This is a genomic window from Polaribacter sp. Asnod1-A03 (assembly GCF_045063585.1).
GTDB lineage: Bacteria > Bacteroidota > Bacteroidia > Flavobacteriales > Flavobacteriaceae > Polaribacter.
On the sequence record NZ_JBEFOE010000009.1, the window covers coordinates 1,324,721 to 1,345,792 of the forward strand.

Below are 21,072 nucleotides of genomic sequence, written 5' to 3' on the forward strand. Positions count from 1 at the left end.
TTCGATAGTCTTATGGATATATGTTTAATTTAATATACCCAAAAATGAAAAATATAAAATCAATTATCGCAATTTTAGCTATTAGTCTTTCAACTGTTTTTTCAATGAATGCAACTGAAAAAGACAACCCAAAATCAAAAGAATTAAGAACAGAAATTATTTCTTTTTTAGGGGATAATATTTCTTTAGAATTAGAAGAAACAACTACAGCAGAAGTTTCTTTTATCATCAACAATAATAATGAAATTGTAATTATATCTGTGAGTTCTGATATTATTGAATTAAATGACATTTTAAAATCAAGACTTAATTATAAAAAAGTTGATGTTAAAAACGCATTAAAAGGAGAGATTTATAAAATGCCAATAACAATAAACGCTAAATAATAACTTTAGCATTTTTACCGTAAATTACCTTTAATACTCAACATTAGTTTATAACTAATGTTGAGTATTTTTTTATGTAATTACTTTAAATATACACATAAATTAACTTACATTTTTCAATTTATAAAATCCTAAATTAGAGCATTATCCACTTTAATAAATACTTTTAAATTAGTTTAATTTTCTACAAGAAATAACAAAACCATATTTATAAACCCTAATTATTAATTAAATATTAATTTAACCTATCAAAAGTTAAGATTATATTAAAATCAAGTTTTTACTGAAACATTTTTATTCCTTTGTAGTCTATTAGATATATGTTTAATTTAATACCTCTTTAAAATGAAAAATTTAAAATCAATTATCGTAATTTTCGCTATTAGTTTATCAACTATTTTTTCTATGAATGCCACAGAAAAAGACAATTTAAAAACTAAAGAATTAAGAATAGAAATTATTTCTTATTTAGGAAACACAATCTCTCTTGAATTAGAAAAGACAAGTACAGCAGAAATTTCTTTTATGATTAATAATGACAATGAAATTGTAATTATTTCTGTAAACTCTGATGTTGATGCATTAAATACCATTATAAAAAGTAAATTGAATTATAAAAAAGTAAATGTTAAAGGCACAAAAAAAGGAGAAATCTATAAAATGCCATTAAGAATTAACGCTAAATAGTTTAAGAAATAAATTTGGTTAGTTGTTACCCAACACTGGTTTTTTAACTAGGTTGGGTAATTTTTTTGTAGTTAAATAAGCGTTTTTATCTATGTTAAAGATTAAAAATACATTTTATAAAAATAATTACAAAACTAGCTACACATTAACAACTACATAAAATAACCTTACTACTAATATTGCTTTTTAACACATCCTTAATTTAAGAGCTAAATGTTAAGATTATATTAAAATCTAGTTTTTAGTGAAACTTTTTTAAACTTCTGTAGTCTTATAGATATATGTTTAATTTAAAATATAAAAAAATGAAAAATATAAAATCAATTATCACAATTTTCGCTATTAGTCTATCAACTGTTTTCTCTATGAATGCAACAGAAAACGACAAACCAGAATCAAAAGAATTAAGAACAGAAATTGTTTCTTTTTTAGGAGATAACATTTCTATAGAGTTAGAAAAATCTAGTACAGCAGAAGTTTCTTTTATTATTAATAATAATAATGAAATTGTAATTATATCTGTAGATTCTGATATAAAAGAATTAAACTCTTTTATCAAAACTAAACTTAACTATAAAAAATTAGATACAAAAGGTACAAAAAAAGGAGAAATCTATAAAATGCCATTAAAAATTAACGCTAAATAATTATAAATTTATTTAGTTAATTCATACTCTACATTAGTTTTAAACTAATCGAGTTTAATAAAAAAGAGGAAACAAAGTTATGTTTCCTCTTTTTTATTAAATATAATTTCAAGTATTATTTATCTTACAACACTTCTTGTTAAAATGGTTACTGGTTCTGTTACCATTTTTATTACAGAATGATTCATTGCATCTGTAGGAACATTATGTGCTAATGGCTTAAAAGTAAAAGGTGCAGTACTATTGTCTGGATAAGGTTCAACAGAAATTACTACGGTTACTTCTTTTAAACCTTTAGGGAAATCTACTACTACAGCAGTACCTGTTACATAATCTTCACTAAGAAAAAATAAGTTATTTACTGTTATCCTTTTATAAGAAGCATACAGCATTATCATCAGCAATACCAAAATTTTCAGTTTCGATTCCTATTTTTGAGTAAAACACAATAACAAATAACTTAATCCCTTCTTTTCACTTCTTCTAAATATTTATAAAAAATATGACCATCAAATTAGTAAGTTTCATCTATAGTTATATAACGTAAAGTTTCCATAGTATCTTTTTTATCCTACTTACTTTTAACTCACAATGTATCTATAACGGTTAGCAATTTATGAAGAGTCTCTAACTGGTTTGATCTAGAATTCTTATTTTTCTTGTAAAACAATTTTGAAAGTTCTTTCTTAAGATTTTAGTAAATTAATATTTTTTTTTAGAAAAAAATTAACACAATGTTAAAATAAAATTACTTTTCAAAAACCTCTTATCATATTTTTTCTTACAAACAAGAAGAGATTAAGCTCGTAAATTACTTGCAATTTGTTGTTTAGGGTATTTTAGACGTTGTTCATCTAAAAAATAATAGTGCCTTATTATTATAATTCTAAATTAACTTTATATTAATCCAAATAAATCTTTTTTATGATGAAAAAATTACTTAAAAATTTACCCTTTGTTGCAATAGTATCTTTAGCATTTGCAACTTCAAACGCACAAACACCTGTTGTAGATTTAAAGTTTGACAATAATTTAACTAATATTGGTTCTGCGACTATTGAATTTGATACTAATTTAGATTCTTCGCTTACATCGCTAACCGTACCTTATGGCACTGATAGTAAAGAAGGTAGCCATTCTTTAAATTGGTCTTCTATAGACAGAGAAACAGACGCACTTTATTGGATTCAAAATAGTGTAATTGCTAATATTCAAAGTACTTCTAACTTAGGTATTACAGGCGATGCTGAACGTAGTGTATCTGTTTGGTTTAAATACGCTAATGATAATACAGACACCAACGGAGGACATACTTTGGTTACTATAGGAGATCCTTATGCGGGTTCCGGTGTTAACCTTAGAGGAAAGATGCAATTCACATACGAGCCTTCCGCTGGTCGAGTTCAAATAGCGGTAGCAGGAGGTAGAATAGATTATACCATTACTTCTACAGATAATTTAGATGATTTTAATTGGCATCATGCAGCGTATGTTGTTCCTGCTAATGGTACTGGCGCTAGTTCTGCTGTAACTTTAGCTGATGTAAAAATGTACATTGATGGGCAACCTGTATCTAGTAGTGCTGGAAATAATGATAGTCAAATACTTAATACAATAGATGATCTAGTTTATATTGGTTCTGATGGAAAAAATGGTTCAAAATGGTTTGACGGAGGTGGTATTGATGATCTTAGAATTTATAATGTTGAGCTTACTGATGCTGAAATCTTAGCTGTTTACAATGAGAATGTACTTAGTTTAGCAGGTTTTGCATTTGAAGAACTTAAAGCATACCCAAATGCTGTAGAAGACTTTCTATATCTAAAAACTACAAATAATAGTACATTAGATATTAATGTATACGATATTACTGGAAAAAGTATTATAAAAACCTCTGGTGACTCCGTAGATATGAGAGATTTAAACTCTGGTATGTATATTGTTGAAGTTAAACAAGACAATAAAATAGCCAACTTAAAAATTCTAAAAAAATAATAATCATATAGTTTAATAAAACTCTAAAAAACCTGTTATATCTAAATCTTATAACAGGTTTTTTTTGTTAAAAAAACAAGAATTTGTACTATTTAATCGTATACAAATAGTAATTATTAAAAACATGTGAATTTTAATAAAAAAACTAAACACTAATTTTAGCTTTTCAAACAAATCCTAATTGTATCAAATTATAAATTTTATTATTTTTTACTATTTTAATATCACTTCATATCATCAATACATTTTTAAAATGAAAAAGAAAAAATTAATATTAATATTTTCGTTAGTTATTACCTCTATAAGTTTGGGGCAAAATTTAGCTAATTTTAGCTTTACAACAAAACCTACAGAATTTCATCCAAATGGAACTTTAGCAACATCTGCACCAATTTCTTTTGTATTAAGTAATATTCCTAATGATACCGATAATATTATACGTTTACGTTTATATCTATATGAAAATGGTATTTCTACAACAGATACAGATGGTAATATTGTTGATGATGGTATAAGTTGGAGTGCAACTAATGATAAGGATAATTATTATTTGGGGCTTATAAATGATTCTGATGTAAATAATGGTTATTACAGAACAGAAACTCTAGACAATGGAGACGGAACCTTCAATAAAACGTATACTATTTTCAATGTTTCTAATAACGGTATTGATAACACGTATAGAAATGGAGGTATTGATAATGGTGAATATTACGCACCTGTAGTTATATTAATTCATGCTAATGACCAACCTCGCTATAATGATATGGGTGAATTAGGAAATGGTAATGGTAATAAACCTATTTATGTAGATCAAGTAACCTTAGACCAAAGTCCAGATGAAATTGCAACACATTTTGCATTTTCATACTATCCACCTGAAGAAAATGAGACAACAGGAAATGGCGAATTTCCACATATTCTAGCCACCTCATCCATAGATTTACTAGGTACTGGAGAAGGAGGAAAAGAAAATCAAATTATAACGTTTGATTCCGTAGATAAAAAAAGTACTCTAGCAAATCCTTTTGATGTTTCAGCTACATCTACTTCTGGTTTAACAGATATAACTTATACTGTGGAATCTGGACCAGCTACAATTAATGGTACTGCAGTGACATTGAATGGAAGTACTGGCATAGTAACCTTAAAAGCTGTTCAAGCAGGAAATGAAGATTTTAATCCCGCTGAAACTTTTACCCAATTTGAAGTTATTGATGTTAGTACTTTTTCCCCTACTATTACAACACGGCTTACCGAAGATTATCCTATTGAAATGCCTTCATTTCATGCTTATCCTATCTATGTATCCTCTTCAATTGAAGAAGCAGATTTAGTATACATAGATAACATAGAAATTACTGTAGATGGCACACCAATTACAGTAACTGGAGAAAATAACTTACATTATGCATTATGGACTCCAGATTCATATGGAATGCATACAATAAATATAACTGCTAATGGATCTAATGGTAATAATACAACCATAACAAAAACTATTGAAGTTACTAACACAATAAGTACTCAAACAGTAAAAACCATGGATGAAGATGTCATTGAGTTCGGCACAGAGAATAGTCGTAACTTCTATGGCACATTTAGTATGCCGCAACACGTTGGCAGTTATAATCAAATCATAGCCAATTTATTAGTTGAATGTCCTTCTGATGATGGAGACTGTGATGATTGGGATCGTAGAGCATTTATTGATGTTAAGGGACCTGACGGTAATTGGATTCAAATTATTCGTTACATTACGCCTTACGGTGTAGGCTGCAGCCATACTATAGATTTAACTGATTATGCAAGTCTACTCCAAGGTGAAGTAGAATTTAGAATGTTTATTGATACTTATGGAACTGGTGGTTGGCAAATATCTCTAGATTTTGATTTTCAAGAAGGTACACCAGAATATTTATATTCAAGTGTTGATGAATTATGGGATGGTGCTTGGGACTTAGGAGACCCTAACAACCTACAACCTATTCCTGATGCAAATTACACTTACAATCCAAATGTATTGAGTTCTCATTTACGCTTATCTAATACAGGACATGGTTGGGGATCAAATAATTCTGAGAATGCAGCCGAGTTTTACGAAGCTACTAATTATATTGACATTGATGGCGTAGAAAATTATACACAAAATTTATGGAATCAGTGTAATCCAAACCCTGATAACTGTACAGGACAGCTAGGTACATGGACTTTTAATAGAGCCGGTTGGTGCCCTGGAACAATAGCTCCTCCTGATATTATTGATATGACCGCTCAAATATCTAAAGTCACTGTTGATTTTAGTTATCGATTAGATCCTACTTATGTAGATGAATGCCATCCTAATAATCCTAATTGTGTTACTGGCGTTACCTGTGATGATTGTAATGATGGATTTAATCCACGATATCATATTGATGGACAACTTATAAATTTCAGTAATACACCTTTATTACTAGGAACTTTAGATGTTGAAGAAATTAATAATATAACTGATTATAAATTGCTTGCATATCCGAACCCATCTAATGGAATATTTCAAATATTAAGTAAAGGGACTTTTGGTAAATCAGTAATGTATGTAGTAGCAGTTTCTGGAGAAATTATGAAAAGTTATTATTTTGATTCATCAGAAGAATTGATCAATACTAAATTTGATTTATCTTCTCTTGCTAAAGGTCTCTATTTTATAAGTATAGAAAACAATGCAGGACAAGGTAGTTTAAAGCTTATTCTTAAGTAAACCTATTACTTATTTAGACTAAAATAACAGTTCTAAGTTAAACTAAAAAAAATCATGAAAAAAGAAGACATCTGAAAATACAGTCTTTTTTTTCATGATTTTTTAAGAATTAGCAGAAAAGTCATTTTTAATGACCTATAACCAAGACTTTTTAAGTCTTTTACCACCGATTTATGATGATTTAGTACTAGTTAATAATCTGGTTCGTATTGTAAACACTGTTTATTGACATATCTATATTAATGCTTTAGAGGCAATCTATAAAAGCGGAAGTTACATCAAGTTATCACCTGCAGATGTTCTTAAAAGTCATTATTTACGCATACTTACTTAAGCTATGTTCTTCGCAAAAAACAGAAAAGAACATTCATTTTATGTGGCTTAGTTGACAAAATAAACACAACCATAATACCATCAACTATTTTAGATATAAACGATTTCAAGTTCATTTTAAAAAATTATTTCATCAAGTGATATTACTTCTTATGGAATGGAACAAGGAGTGATTAATTTAAAGTACCTTTTTGTAGATAAATCTCTAAACTAAACGTTTTGTTGTCTTTGATTAGATCATAAATAGTATCGACTCCTATTGGTCAAATTGAAGTTGTAGCTTCTAAAGATTGTGTAAATTCATTTCTCTTCCCTTTGCCTAAAATTGTTTTTACAATTTGGTCACCATCTTCTGTATAATAACCAATTTTTACTTTTCCTTTTTCTATCAAATGAATTTTACTTGCATTATCTTCTTCAAAATAAATATAATCATTCTTTTTATAGAGATCAAAAGTGCGACATTTTTTATATCCTTTAAATTTATGAAGACAAACTAGATTAAATAAATTTACGTTGTCAAAAAACCATAAGTTTTTAAGAAATTATATTAAAAGTCTTAAATATTACTGATAGCTTACAGAAAGTAATAAATAAATTAATTAGATAGTTTTAATAATAAATTAGGATTAGGACAATTTTTCTTATAAAAATCCAAATTCTTTTTTGATGAAACTCCTGGATAATCTCCAAAATTATTTTCTAAATCTCTAATAATTTGAAAGTGTAAATGTGGAGCATAATCTCCGTTTACAGAAGCATCTCCTAAAAAACCAATAACATCTCCTTGTAAAACAGCTTTACCAACTTTTAAGTTTTTTATTGATGATTTGGATAAATGGCCATATAGAGAATAAAATACTTCATTATCAATTGTGTGTTTTAAAATAATAGTTGGTCCATAATCTCCAAAATTATCGTTGATTTTAAAACTATCAATCTCTCCATCTAAAACAGCTAAAACTTTTGTTTTTTCTTTACACCAGAAATCGATGCCTAAATGAATATTTCTTTTTTCATCTTCAGATTGATTCTTAAAATATTTACTTCTATCATAAATATTTCTTTTTTCTAAATATCCTCCAAAAGCAACTTTTGCTTTATTTTCTTCTAAATAAGAAGCAATATACTTTACCCATTCTTTAGAAGAAGAAATATCAAAACTAAATAAATCATCATTTTCTTCGGAAATTTTTATAGGAATATAATTTTCAAACAATATTTCAGTATCAATAACAGCTATTGACTCTTTAGAAATATCATTTAAAAATTGATTAAATTTTAAAATACTCATATTTATAGCATAAAAAACTCTCGATTAAAAATCGAGAGTTTTGTTTATATGTAAAACGAATAATAGATTTTAAGCGTTTTGTTTTTTAATTAAATTTAAAGCAGAACCTTCTTTATACCAATCTATTTGTCCTTTATTATAAGTATGATTTGCCATTATAACATCTTTAGATCCATCTGCATGAACAACTTCTATAGTTAGCGGTTTATCTGGAGCAAATTCATTTAAATCTAAAAAGTTAAAAGTATCATCTTCTAAAATTAAATCGTAATCTTCTTCATTTGCGAACGTTAAACCTAACATACCTTGTTTCTTTAAGTTTGTTTCATGTATTCTAGCAAAAGATTTTACTAAAACAGCGGCAACACCTAAGTGACGAGGTTCCATTGCAGCATGCTCTCTAGAAGACCCTTCTCCATAATTATGATCACCAACTACAACAGAATTAATTCCTGCTGCTTTATAAGCTCTTGCTGTATCTGGCACACCATCATATTCTCCTGTTAATTGATTTTTTACAAAATTGGTTTTCTTACCAAAAGCATTTACAGCGCCTATTAAACAGTTATTAGAAATATTATCTAAATGCCCTCTATAACGTAACCATGGCCCAGCCATAGAAATATGATCTGTAGTACATTTACCATATGCTTTTATCAATAATTTTAATCCTTTTAAATCGGTACCTAAAGGAGTAAAAGGCTCTAATAATTGCAATCTTTCAGAATCTTGTTTTACAGCAATTTCCACATGACTCCCATCTTCCTCTGGTGCTAAAAAACCATCGTCTTTTACCTCAAAACCTTTAGGTGGTAATTCCCAACCTGTAGGCTCATCTAACATTACCTCTTCTCCGTCTTTATTGATTAACTTATCTGTCATCGGATTAAAATCTAAACGACCTGCAATTGCTACAGCAGCAACCATTTCTGGTGATGCTACAAATGCATGTGTATTAGGATTACCATCTGCACGTTTAGCAAAGTTTCTATTAAAAGAGTGAATAATAGAGTTTTTAGGTGCATTTTTAGGATCTTCATAACGCGCCCATTGCCCAATACATGGTCCACAAGCATTTGTAAAAATTGTTGCGTCTAATTTTTCAAAAATCCCTAAAATACCATCTCTTTCTGTTGTGTATCTTACTTTTTCTGAACCTGGGTTAATACCAAATTCTGCTTTTGTTTTTAATCCTTTATCAATTGCTTGTTGTGCTATTGAAGATGCTCTAGATAAATCTTCGTAAGAAGAATTTGTACAAGACCCAATTAATCCCCAATCAACTTTTAAAGGCCAATCATTCGTATTTGCAATCTCAGTCATGTCAGACCCTGCAGATGTAGATAAATCTGGTGTAAATGGTCCATTTAATAAAGGTTTTAATTCTGATAAATTAATTTCTATTACTTGATCAAAATATTCTTCTGGATTTGCATAAACTTCATCATCACCTGTTAAATAATCTTTTATCTTATTTGCTTCATCAGCAACATCACTTCTATCTGTAGCGCGTAAATAACGCTCCATAGAATCGTCATAACCAAAAGTAGAAGTCGTCGCTCCTATTTCTGCTCCCATATTACATATAGTACCTTTTCCTGTACAAGACATCGCCTTTGCTCCTTCTCCAAAATATTCTACAATTGCACCTGTACCTCCTTTAGCAGAAACAATACCTGCAACTTTTAAAATAACATCTTTAGGGGCTGTCCAACCAGAAAGTTTTCCTGTTAGTTTTACTCCTATTAATTTTGGAAACTTTAACTCCCATGGCATTCCTGCCATTACATCAACTGCATCTGCACCACCAACTCCAATAGCTACCATCCCTAAACCACCAGCATTTACTGTATGAGAATCGGTACCAATCATCATTCCTCCTGGAAAAGCATAATTTTCTATAACAACTTGATGTATAATACCTGCTCCTGGTTTCCAAAAACCTAAACCGTATTTATTAGAAACAGATTCTAAAAAATTAAATACCTCATTACTAGTATTTAATGCATTTTGCAAATCTGAAGTTGCTCCATTTTTAGCTTGAATTAAATGATCACAATGTGTTGTCGTAGGAACTGCTACTTTATTTTTACCAGCTTGCATAAATTGTAATAAAGCCATTTGAGCTGTTGCATCTTGTAATGCAATTCTATCTGGAGCAAAATCTACATAATCTTTCCCTCTCTCGAAGGCTTTATTAGGATTTCCATCCCATAAATGCGAGTACAAAATTTTCTCTGCTAAAGTTAAAGGTTTACCTGTTAGTTCACGAGCAGCATCAACACGTTCTACAACTGTTGAATACACTTTTTTAATCATATCAATATCAAATGCCATAATAATTATAAATAATTTAAAGGTTTTTGTTATACTTTCTATTCCTCTAATGTACAAAATATATAATTATCTTCTAAATGATTGGTCTTTTAAAAAGTATATATTACTAATAGCTATATAGAAAAACTCAATAGGAAAGGTATTTTTTATTTTATTCAATTTAAAATACACTTATTTATAAACAAAAAAATCCCGAGTTTTATACTCGAGATTTTTAACTATATTATTTAAAAATGTAGTTTATTTTACTAACTGTTTTGTAGAAGGTTTAAATTTTGTTAAAACGATTCCATCAACAGCTGCTTCATACTCTACCATAGTAGGAGTTCTACCTAAAATTGTAGACAATACAACCACTGGAGTAGATGATAATAAAGATTCACCTTTTTTCTCACCAGTATCTTTTACAACTCTTCCTTGGAATAAACGTGTAGATGTTGCCATTACCGTATCACCTGGTTCTGCTTTTTCTTGGTTACCCATACAAAGATTACAACCAGGACGCTCTAAATACAACATATTCTCATATTTAGTACGTGCCAAACCTTTTGGTGCGCTATCATCGAATTCAAAACCTGAATATTTTACTAATACGTCCCAATCTCCTTCTGCTTTTAACTCATCAACAATATTATATGTTGGAGGTGCAACAACTAAAGGTGCATTAAATACAACTTCACCGTGTAATTTCTCAACATTTTTTAACATCTGAGCTAATATTTTCATATCACCTTTATGTACCATACAAGATCCTACGAAACCTAAATCTACTTTTTTAGTTCCTCCATAATAAGATAATGGTCTAATAACGTCATGTGTGTAACGTTTAGAAACATCATCATTATTTACATCTGGATCTGCAATCATTGGTTCTGAAATCTCATCTAAATCGATAATTACTTCTGCATGATATTTTGCATTAGCATCTGGTCTTATCGCAGGCTTAATTCCTGTTTTAAGTTCAGTTATTCTAGTCTCTGCTTTTTCTACTAAACCTTTAAGAACTTGCTTTTCATTATCCATTCCTTTATCAATCATGATTTGGATACGACCTTTTGCTATTTCTAAAGATTCTATTAAAGTATCATCTTCAGAAATACAGATAGAAGCTTTCGCTTTCATTTCTGCAGTCCAATCTGTAAATGTAAAGGCTTGATCAGCCGTTAATGTACCAATGTGTACCTCTATAACACGACCTTGGAAAACATTTTCTCCTCCAAACTGCTTCAACATTTGTTGTTGTGTAGCGTGTACAACATCACGGAAATCCATATAAGACTTCATTTCACCTTTAAAAGTAACTTTTACTGATTCTGGAATTGGCATTGACGCCTCTCCTGTAGCTAATGCTAAAGCAACTGTACCTGAGTCTGCACCAAAAGCTACACCTTTAGACATACGTGTATGTGAATCACCACCAATAATAATATCCCAATCACCAACAGTAATGTCATTTAATACTTTATGTATAACATCCGTCATTGGAAAGTATTTTCCTTTAGGATCACGACCGGTAATTAAACCAAAATCGTTCATAAAGCTCATTAATCTAGGAATATTCGCTTTAGATTTATCATCCCAAACAGATGCTGTATGACAACCTGATTGATATGCACCATCAACAATTGGAGAAATAACTGTAGCAGCCATCATCTCTAATTCTTGAGAAGTCATTAAACCTGTAGTATCTTGAGAACCTACAATATTTACTTCTGCACGAACATAAGAACCAGCATGTAATGTAGCTCCTGAAGTACCAACCGCATTTTTATTAAATATTTTTTCTACAGCTGTTAACCCTTGACCTTCAATAGAGATTTCTTTTGAAGCTGCGTAAACAGGTACAACATCAACCCCTAAAACTTTAGAAGCAAATGTTTGTAGTTTTTTACCAAAAACAACAGCATAAGAACCTCCAGCTTTCATAAACTCCGTTTTTTGTGGTGTAAATGCTGCAGAAATATCTTTTAATTCTGTGTCTCCGTTATATAGTTTTTTCTCTTTTGTATTAATAGTAAGAACTGTCCCCGTTGCTACAGAATACTCTTCTTTTAAAATTGGTTCTCCTTCTGCATCAACAATCGTATTACCTTCTGCATCTTTTTGTTTTACCCAATTTTTAAGATCTAAACCAATACCACCAGTTACACCAACCGTAGTTAAGAAAATTGGAGCTATACCATTTGTCCCAGCAATTACCGGAGCAATATTGATAAATGGCACATAAGGGCTAGAAGAAATACCTGTCCATAACGCTACGTTGTTTACACCAGACATTCTAGAAGAACCAACTCCCATTGTTCCTTTTTCTGCAATTAACATTACACGTTTATCCGGATGTTGTTCTTTTAAAGCCAACACTTCTTTTTGCATCTCTTTATTGTGCTCAAAAATACATTGACCATGTAACTCGCGATCAGATCTTGAGTGAGCATCACCACCTGGCGATAATAAATCTGTAGAAATATCACCTACACCAGCAATGTATGTTACAACCTCTATTTCTTCTTCAATTTCCGGTAGTTTAGTAAAAAACTCTGCTTTAGCATAACTTTCAATAATATCTCTAGCAATTTCACTTCCGTTATTAAAAGCTTCTTCTAAACGATTAGTATCTGCTTCATAAAGAAAAACTTGAGTTTTTAATACTTTAGCAGCTTCTTTTGCAATAGCTTCATCATTACCTAAAGCTAGATCTAATAATGCTTTTACAGAAGGTCCACCTTTCATATGAGATAATTGCTCTAAAGCAAACTCTGGTGTAATTTCTTTTACATCCTCTTCTCCTAAAATAATCTCTTTTAAGAATTTAGCTTTAACACCAGCAGCACTTGTGGTTCCAGGTAAAACATTATAGATAAAAAAGTTTAGAGAATCATCTCTGTACTCGTTATCTAAATCTTTAATTTGGGATATGATTGCACTTAATAAATCTGCACCATCAATTGGCTTTGGATGAAGCCCTAAACCTTTTCGGTCTTCTATCTCCTGGAGATAATCCTTGTAAATATTCATGAAAGAAATCTTTAGTTAGTACAAACTTCTAAATTAATTAAATTTAAAAGTTATAGCGTATTTGTTATTTGTTAATTTTAGTAAAACAAATTTACATTTTTTATACCGATATTAAAAAATAAATAATAGTTTGCGGCAATTAATGAATAAATAAAAGCTATGTAAATATTTGTTAAATTAAACTCAACAAATACAGATAATTACCTAGCAAAAATGGAAGATTCATAAAATTATAGCAAAAGCAGACTAATAAGCCGAATTCTGTACCTTAAAAATAAGGTTCTTATCATTTATCTAGTTCTAAAATTACTCTTAGAATCTATCTGCCTACCCTTTAGAATCGAGCGAGTAGCTCTCAAGCTCTAATATACATGGCATTGCACCTCATAGAGTTTACCTGGTTTCACTACAGCCGAACTGTACTTGCTTTCTGTTGCACTTGTCCTCAACTCTCGTTGGACGGATGTTATCCGCTATGATACTCTTTGGTGTCCGGACTTTCCTACTTATTAAAAAACAAGTCGATAAGATAAGTCTGCTAATTCTATAATTTTGTAAAATTACTTTTTAAAATTCATAAAAAAACCCACTCATATATGAGTGGGAAAAATTGCTATGAAAAAGAAAAAGTGTTGCTAATAAATTAACAACACTACAAATGTATATTAAAAAGCTTTATAAAAAAACAATTATTTTAAAAAAAGTTAACTTTTTATAACATATTAACATTTCTTTATGAAAACATATCTTTTACTTTTTCAAAAAATGATTTATCAGATTTATTTGGACTTGGTTTAAAGTTATCATTATCCAACATTTTTTCGAAAAACTGTTTCTGTTCTTTATTTAATTCTTGTGGTGTCCAAACATTAATATGTATTAAGAAATCTCCAGTACCATAACGCTCTATACTAGGTAAACCTTTACCTTTTAGCCTTAAAATTTTACCAGATTGTGTACCTGCATCAATTTTAATTTTAACCTTACCAGTTACAGTATCTACTTCTTTACTAGCTCCTAAAACAGCTTCAGAAAAATTTACGTATAAATCAAAATGAATATTTGTTCCTTCTCTTTTTAAAGTTTCATGAGGAATCTCTTCAATTAAAACTAATAAATCTCCTGAAATTGAATTTTTCCCTGGAGCATCATTCCCTTTTCCTCCTACTTTTAACTGAACACCTTCTGTAACTCCTGCAGGAATATTAATAGGTACAGTTTCTTCTTTTATAATTAAACCTTGCGCATCTGCACCATTTGGCTTACTACTAATAATTTCTCCTGCTCCAGAACAAGTACTACAAGTAGCTGCAGTTTGCATTCTACCTAATATAGTATTGGTTACCCTCATTACTTGACCAGTACCATTACAAGTTGTACAAGTTTTATACTTTACACCATCTGCTTGTACTTTTCTACGGACCTTTACTTTCTTCTCTACTCCTTTGGCAATTTCTTCTAAAGTAAGTTTTACACGAATACGCATATTACTCCCTTTTACCCTAGCTTGTCTTTGGCCACCTCCGCCACCAAATCCTCCAAAGCCTCCGCCTCCGAAAATATCTCCAAACTGACTAAAAATATCGTCCATATTCATTCCACCGCCGCCGAAACCGCCGCCACCTCCTTGTGGACCATCAAAAGCTGCATGACCATATTGATCATAACGTGCTTTTTTATTTTCATCACTTAAAATTTCGTAAGCTTCTGCTGCTTTTTTAAAGTTTTCTTCTGCAGTTGCATCACCCGGATTTTTATCTGGATGATATTTTATAGCCATTTTTCTATATCCTTTCTTTATTTCTGCTTGAGTCGCAGATTTAGAAATACCTAATACCTCGTAAAAGTCTTGTTTTGCCATTTTTATTTCAATTATCAATTAACAGTAATCATTGATCATTGGTAATTGCACTTTAATTATTGTAATTTATTGTCCGATTACTACTTTTGGATAACGGATTATCTTGTCTCCTAATTTGTATCCTTTTTCTACACAATCAATAATTTTACCTTTTAAATCTTCTGTAGGAGCAGGAATTTGAGTAATTGCTTCGTGTATTTCTGCGTCAAAAGTATCTCCTGCATTTGTTTCTACTTTTGATAATCCTTTTTGCTCTAAAGTATTGTAGAATTTTTGATAAATTAAAAGAACTCCTTTTCTTAATTCTTCTGCTTCTTTATCATCTTCTATATGTGTCAGTGCACGTTCAAAATCATCAACAATTGGCAGTAAAGATGTCATTAATTCTTGACCAGCAGTTTTAAACAATTCTACTCTTTCTCTAGATGTTCTTTTTTTATAATTTTCAAATTCTGCAAAAAGGCGTAAAAACTTATCTTTTTCAGCCTGAACTAATTCTTCTGTCGTTGGCTCTTCTTTAACAACCTCAGCTTCAACTTCCGTTTCAACTTCTTGATTTTCTTTAGATTTAGCAATTTCTTGCTCGTTTTTTATTTCTTCTTCTTGAATATTTTCTTTCTTACTCATTTGTTGTAATCGTTAAATTATACTCACTGTATTTGCAAAAACATTGCCAACAAAAAAATAGTGTCAGATTGACACTATTTTTTGTTCTACTTTTTATATTTTAACATGAGCCCAATTCTCACCACTCTTAATCCGGTGGATTTGCATGTCTGAAACCCCAAACCGTTTAGCAATCATTGTAATTCTTGTTCTTTTATTTCTTAACTGCCTTTTTATTATTTTAACCTTTCCTTCAGAAAGCTTATAACTTGTTTTCTTATTCTTTGTAGCTTTAATAAAAACAGGATTTTTAAATTGATGTAACTCTTTTTCTCTTTTAGTTGCCCATTTTAAATTTTCTACCCTATTATCTGATTTATCATAATTTAAATGAAGCACATAAACTTGTTCTTCATTCTCTTTTTCGATAAAATGACGCGCAACTAACTTATGAACATACCTACCTGTAGTTTTACCATTCTCTTTTTGTCTTAGAGATAAAAAAACATAACCATTAGTAAAACTTTCTTTTTTTAGATATTCTTTATCCTTCTTCTTACAATTGATTACTCTTCCATAGTTTGAGATTTTAAACTTTTCTTTATCAGAAATCTTTTCATCAAACTCAATTTCTTTCCATTCTTCATTAAATAAATTTCTTATCATAATATAAAAGTGCTTTTAAATTCATAAAATACTTTTTCTTAATCTGCAATTCTTTCAATTTTTGCTCCAATAGATTTTAGGCGTTCTTCAATATTTTCATAACCTCTATCAATTTGCTCAATATTATCTATTACACTTGTTCCTTTAGCTGATAATGCTGCAATTAACAAAGATATACCTGCTCTAATATCTGGAGAACTCATCTTGGTTGCTTTTAATTGAGATTGATGATCATGACCAATTACTGTTGCTCTATGCGGATCGCACAAAATAACTTTTGCTCCCATATCAATTAATTTATCAACAAAAAACAAGCGACTTTCAAACATCTTCTGATGTATTAAAACGTTACCTTTTGCTTGCGTAGCAATTACCAAAACAATACTCAATAAATCTGGCGTAAAACCTGGCCAAGGAGCATCAGCTACTGTTAAAACAGAACCATCAATATAATTTTGAATCTCATAAGATTCTTGTTCTGGTATAAAAATATCGTCATCTCTTTTTTCTAAGGTTATTCCTAATTTTCTAAAAACATTAGGTATCTGTCCTAGATTATCCCAAGATACATTTTTTATTGTTAACTCAGATTGTGTCATAACAGCAACACCAATCCAAGAACCAATCTCAATCATATCTGGCAAAACAGTATGCTCACATCCACCTAAAGCATCAACGCCATCTATAATTAGCAAATTAGAGCCAACACCAGATATTTTTGCTCCCATAGAATTCAACATTTTACATAGTTGCTGAATATACGGCTCACAAGCTGCATTGTAAATAGTTGTTTTACCTGTTGCTAAAACAGCTGCCATAACTATATTTGCTGTACCTGTAACCGATGCTTCATCTAATAACATTTCTGTACCAAACAACTCTTCTGCATCTACACCATAAAAATGTTCTTCTTTATTATAACGGAATTTTGCTCCTAATCGTATAAAACCTTCAAAATGGGTATCTAACCTTCTTCTACCAATTTTATCTCCTCCTGGTCTTGGTATATAACCTTTACCAAAACGAGCTAAAAGAGGGCCAACAATCATAATAGAACCTCTTAAAGAACTACCATCTCTTTTAAATTCTGCAGATTCTAAATATTCTAAATTAACATCATCTGCTTGGAAAGTATAAGAATTTTTACTTAATTTTTCTACTCTAACCCCTAACTCACCAAGAATAAAAATTAATTTATTTACGTCTATAATATCAGGAACGTTATTTACTGTTACTTTTTCTGGAGTTAATAAAACAGCACAAAGTATTTGTAAAACTTCATTTTTTGCTCCTTGTGGAGTAATTGTTCCGTTTAATTTATGACCGCCTTCAATTTTAAATGATGCCATATACTAATATCTTTTTCTATTTTTATTTTGATTATTATGATGTGGCTTCTTATGATTACTTTTAGAATTATGTTGCCCTTGAGAGTTTCTTTTCTTTAATAAATTTTTACTTTCTGAAAGTGTTTCTTCGGACGATCTTAAATCTAACTTACCATCAGATAAGTCGTATAAATGATTAAAAATTACAAGATCATCAACAGTATCTTTATTCCAATTTAAATAACATTTTTTCATGTGATTGGCAATCGTAAAAACCAAAGCTTCTTTTTTCTCACCTTCTTCCCAACTTAAAGCAATGTCTATCATTGTTTGAATATTGTTACCATAATAACGGTATCTTGAAGCTGATTTAGGGTAAGGTAAACCTTCTGGTTTTTCTTGTAATTCTTCTTTAGACGGTTGTGGATATGGAGATTCTACATCTAATTTAAAGTCTGCCATAATATACAATTGATCCCAAAGTTTGTGCTTAAAATCTGGTACATCACGCAAATGTGGTTGTAAATTACCCATAACATCTACAATAGCTTGTGCCATTTTATCTCGTTCTTCTTTATTTTCTAGAGCTAAACAATGATCTACTAATTTTTGTATATGTCTGCCGTATTCTGGAATAATCATTAACGGTCTTTCTGAATTGTATTCTAAATCGAATGTCATTTATTTGTTTTTGTGAAGTGTGTTCTCAATACATTTTCCTTTCTCATTTAATCAAAAGAAAACACTAGAACTGACAATTATATGTTTGTAGTTATTTAACGTTGCAAAATAACGATTTATTTTTGTTTATAAAAAATTCATTATCCAATGACTCTTAATTTTGCAAATTGTAAAAGCAATTTCTTTTTACCAACGGTACCAAATTTAATTTCTGCTTTTCTATTTGGTCCATTTCCTTCTAAAGCAATTACTTCTCCTGTTCCAAATCTATTGTGTTCTACAATATTACCTACTACAACATTACCATCAAATAAATTTGTTTTTGAAGTTGCTTGTGATACTTTTTTTAGGTTTTTAGGAATAATTACTTCTTTCTTTTTAATTAAGTCACGCTCCATTTTTTTACGCTGAATCGGTTTTTGAAAACGAATTCCTTTTGGTGCATCATCAAAAATACTTTTGTCAATAAAATTATTAACTGCCCTTTCTGGTCCTTTTGGCGTTAAATAGTGTAAATATTGATCGTCTATTTCTTCTAAAAACCTACTTGGTTCCGCATCTACCAATTTACCCCAACGATAGCGGGTTTGTGCATATGTTAAATAAGCTACTTTTTCTGCTCTTGTTAAAGCTACGTAAAATAATCTTCGTTCTTCTTCTAATTCACTTCTTGTATTCATACTCATCGCAGAAGGAAATAAATTTTCTTCTAAACCAACAACGTACACGTACAAATATTCTAATCCTTTAGATTGATGAATGGTCATTAAAGAAACACTTGGTTTTTCATCATCTTTTTTGGCATCAAAATCTGTAGCCAAAGCAACATCTTCTAAAAAAGTCGTTAAAGATGCATCTGCTCCTTCTTCTATTTTATCTGTAATAAAATCTTTAATTCCGTTTAAAAGTTCTTGTACATTTTCTACTTTACTAACCGCTTCTGGTGTTCCGTCTTTTTCTAAATCTTTAATTAACAAAGTCTTTTTTACAACAGACTCTGCAATTTCAAATGCATTTTTTGTTTGCGATTCTATTTGCAAACTTTGCATCATATTCATAAAATTACGAAGCTTATTTTTTGTACCTGCGTTTATTTTTAAATCTATTTTATCGATATATTTTAATACATCAAAAATTGATTTTTTATAATGATTTGCCGCAATTGTAAGTTTATCAATAGTAGTTGCTCCAATTCCACGAGCCGGATAATTGATAATTCTTTTTAACGCTTCCTCATCATTTGGGTTGATTAAAATACGTAAATATGAGAGCAAATCTTTAATTTCTTTTCTCTGATAAAAAGAGATTCCACCATAAATTTTATAATCAATTCCTTTTTTACGCAACGCATCTTCAATAGCTCTAGATTGCGAATTTGTTCTGTACAATACACAAAAATCATCCGGATTTAATTGATGATTCATTTGATTTTCCCAAATAGATTGCGCTACAAAACGACCTTCTTCTCCATCAGAAATGGTACGCATTACATTTATAGATTCTCCAGCATCATTAGTCGTCCAAACTTCTTTGTCTAATTTTGTTTTATTTTTTTCGATAACAGAATTTGCAGCGTTTACAATATTACTTGTAGAACGGTAATTTTGTTCTAATTTAAAGGTTTTTACATCTGGATAATCTTTCTGAAAATTTAATATATTCTGAATATTTGCTCCCCTAAAACTATAAATACTCTGAGAATCATCGCCAACCACACAGATATTTTGAAAACGATCTGCCAACGCTTTTACAATTAAATATTGCGAGTGATTTGTATCTTGATACTCATCAACCATAATATATCTAAAACGATTTTGATATTTTGCTAAACTCTCTGGAAAACGAACTAATAATTCGTTGGTTCTCAATAACAAATCATCAAAATCCATCGCACCAGCTTTAAAACATCTATCTACATATTCTTTGTAAATATTACCTACTTCTGGTCTACTTGCATGTAAATCTGCTTCTTGTAAATCAGAATTATTAAAATAAGCTCTAACCGTGATTAAGCTATTTTTAAAGGATGAAATTCTTCCTAAAATCTGTTTTGCTTTGTATTGTTCTTTATTTAAATTTTTTTCTTTAATAATTGCAGAAATCAATCGAACAGAATCTTGCGAATCGTAAATTGTAAAGTTTGTTGGAAAACCTAATTTATCTGCCTCTGAACGTAAAATACGTGCAAAAACCGAGTGAAAAGTTCCCATCCACAAATTTTTAGCTTCGCTTACCCCTACAACTCCTGCAATTCTTTCTTTCATTTCTCTTGCTGCTTTGTTGGTAAAAGTCAACGATAAAATATTAAAAGAATCTACACCTTGCTGCATTAAATGCGCAATCCTATAAGTTAGTACACGTGTTTTACCAGAACCCGCACCTGCAATAATTATCATAGGTCCGTCTTTTTGTATAACAGCTTGTTTTTGAGCTTCGTTTAAAGTATTTAAGTAAGTATTCAATAGATTATTTTAAAAGAATTTAAAAACGTGA

General features: G+C 30.0%; 15 protein-coding genes, 1 other RNA gene and 1 pseudogene. 5 read left to right on the forward strand and 12 right to left on the reverse strand.

All coding sequences use genetic code 11. The features are described 5' to 3' along the window. Positions 1-44: 44 nt before the first annotated feature. The 3 genes from ACJJVY_RS06395 (at position 45) to ACJJVY_RS06405 (ending at position 1,720) form a co-directional block, all read left to right on the forward strand. Complete coding sequence (locus tag ACJJVY_RS06395; RefSeq protein ID WP_405606172.1) at positions 45-386, forward strand: hypothetical protein; 342 nt, start codon at positions 45-47, stop codon at positions 384-386. Between the two features lie 345 nt (positions 387-731). Continuing rightward, positions 732-1,073, forward strand: a complete 342-nt coding sequence (locus ACJJVY_RS06400) for a hypothetical protein (RefSeq protein ID WP_405606173.1) — start codon at positions 732-734, stop codon at positions 1,071-1,073. A 305-nt stretch (positions 1,074-1,378) separates the two neighbouring features. Continuing rightward, positions 1,379-1,720, forward strand: a complete 342-nt coding sequence (locus ACJJVY_RS06405; RefSeq protein WP_405606174.1) for a hypothetical protein — start codon at positions 1,379-1,381, stop codon at positions 1,718-1,720. A gap of 119 nt (positions 1,721-1,839) precedes the next feature. Here the strand turns inward: ACJJVY_RS06405 and ACJJVY_RS06410 are convergent, their stop codons facing one another. Further along, complete coding sequence (locus ACJJVY_RS06410) at positions 1,840-2,118, reverse strand: hypothetical protein (RefSeq protein WP_405606175.1); 279 nt, start codon at positions 2,116-2,118, stop codon at positions 1,840-1,842. Positions 2,119-2,644: 526 nt separating this feature from the next. Here ACJJVY_RS06410 and ACJJVY_RS06415 point away from each other — a divergent pair. Further along, complete coding sequence (locus tag ACJJVY_RS06415; protein WP_405606176.1) at positions 2,645-3,715, forward strand: LamG-like jellyroll fold domain-containing protein; 1,071 nt, start codon at positions 2,645-2,647, stop codon at positions 3,713-3,715. A gap of 253 nt (positions 3,716-3,968) precedes the next feature. After that, entirely contained in the window at positions 3,969-6,458 is a 2,490-nt protein-coding gene (locus ACJJVY_RS06420; protein WP_405606177.1) for a T9SS type A sorting domain-containing protein, read from the forward strand. 596 nt (positions 6,459-7,054) lie between these two features. Here ACJJVY_RS06420 and ACJJVY_RS06425 read toward each other — a convergent pair. The 11 genes and pseudogenes from ACJJVY_RS06425 to ACJJVY_RS06475 all read right to left on the reverse strand — a co-directional run. Beyond that, a pseudogene (locus ACJJVY_RS06425) lies at positions 7,055-7,225 on the reverse strand (Crp/Fnr family transcriptional regulator); the annotation flags it as partial. 164 nt (positions 7,226-7,389) lie between these two features. Next, positions 7,390-8,085, reverse strand: a complete 696-nt coding sequence (locus ACJJVY_RS06430; protein WP_405606178.1) for a peptidoglycan DD-metalloendopeptidase family protein — start codon at positions 8,083-8,085, stop codon at positions 7,390-7,392. Between the two features lie 69 nt (positions 8,086-8,154). Next, positions 8,155-10,422, reverse strand: coding sequence for an aconitate hydratase (locus ACJJVY_RS06435; RefSeq protein WP_405606179.1), 2,268 nt, complete (start codon positions 10,420-10,422; stop codon positions 8,155-8,157). A gap of 240 nt (positions 10,423-10,662) precedes the next feature. Beyond that, the gene (locus tag ACJJVY_RS06440; protein ID WP_405606180.1) at positions 10,663-13,437 is read right to left on the reverse strand and encodes a bifunctional aconitate hydratase 2/2-methylisocitrate dehydratase; all 2,775 of its coding nucleotides are present in this window, start codon (positions 13,435-13,437) and stop codon (positions 10,663-10,665) included. A gap of 234 nt (positions 13,438-13,671) precedes the next feature. Beyond that, positions 13,672-13,979: RNase P RNA component class A (rnpB, locus tag ACJJVY_RS06445), an RNA gene on the reverse strand. A gap of 191 nt (positions 13,980-14,170) precedes the next feature. Beyond that, complete coding sequence (gene dnaJ / locus ACJJVY_RS06450) at positions 14,171-15,298, reverse strand: molecular chaperone DnaJ (protein WP_405606181.1); 1,128 nt, start codon at positions 15,296-15,298, stop codon at positions 14,171-14,173. A 66-nt stretch (positions 15,299-15,364) separates the two neighbouring features. After that, a complete protein-coding gene (locus ACJJVY_RS06455) occupies positions 15,365-15,925 on the reverse strand; it encodes a nucleotide exchange factor GrpE (protein ID WP_405606182.1) in 561 nt (186 codons plus the stop codon). A gap of 93 nt (positions 15,926-16,018) precedes the next feature. Beyond that, positions 16,019-16,570, reverse strand: a complete 552-nt coding sequence (locus ACJJVY_RS06460; RefSeq protein WP_405606183.1) for an NUMOD4 domain-containing protein — start codon at positions 16,568-16,570, stop codon at positions 16,019-16,021. 38 nt (positions 16,571-16,608) lie between these two features. Beyond that, positions 16,609-17,919, reverse strand: coding sequence for a UDP-N-acetylglucosamine 1-carboxyvinyltransferase (murA, locus tag ACJJVY_RS06465; protein ID WP_405606184.1), 1,311 nt, complete (start codon positions 17,917-17,919; stop codon positions 16,609-16,611). A 3-nt stretch (positions 17,920-17,922) separates the two neighbouring features. Continuing rightward, positions 17,923-18,579, reverse strand: a complete 657-nt coding sequence (locus tag ACJJVY_RS06470) for a DUF4290 domain-containing protein (RefSeq protein WP_405606185.1) — start codon at positions 18,577-18,579, stop codon at positions 17,923-17,925. 140 nt (positions 18,580-18,719) lie between these two features. Further along, positions 18,720-21,041 carry an ATP-dependent helicase gene (locus ACJJVY_RS06475; RefSeq protein WP_405606186.1) on the reverse strand — a complete coding sequence of 774 codons (2,322 nt, stop codon included), beginning with the start codon at positions 21,039-21,041 and terminating at the stop codon, positions 18,720-18,722. Positions 21,042-21,072 lie beyond the last annotated feature (31 nt).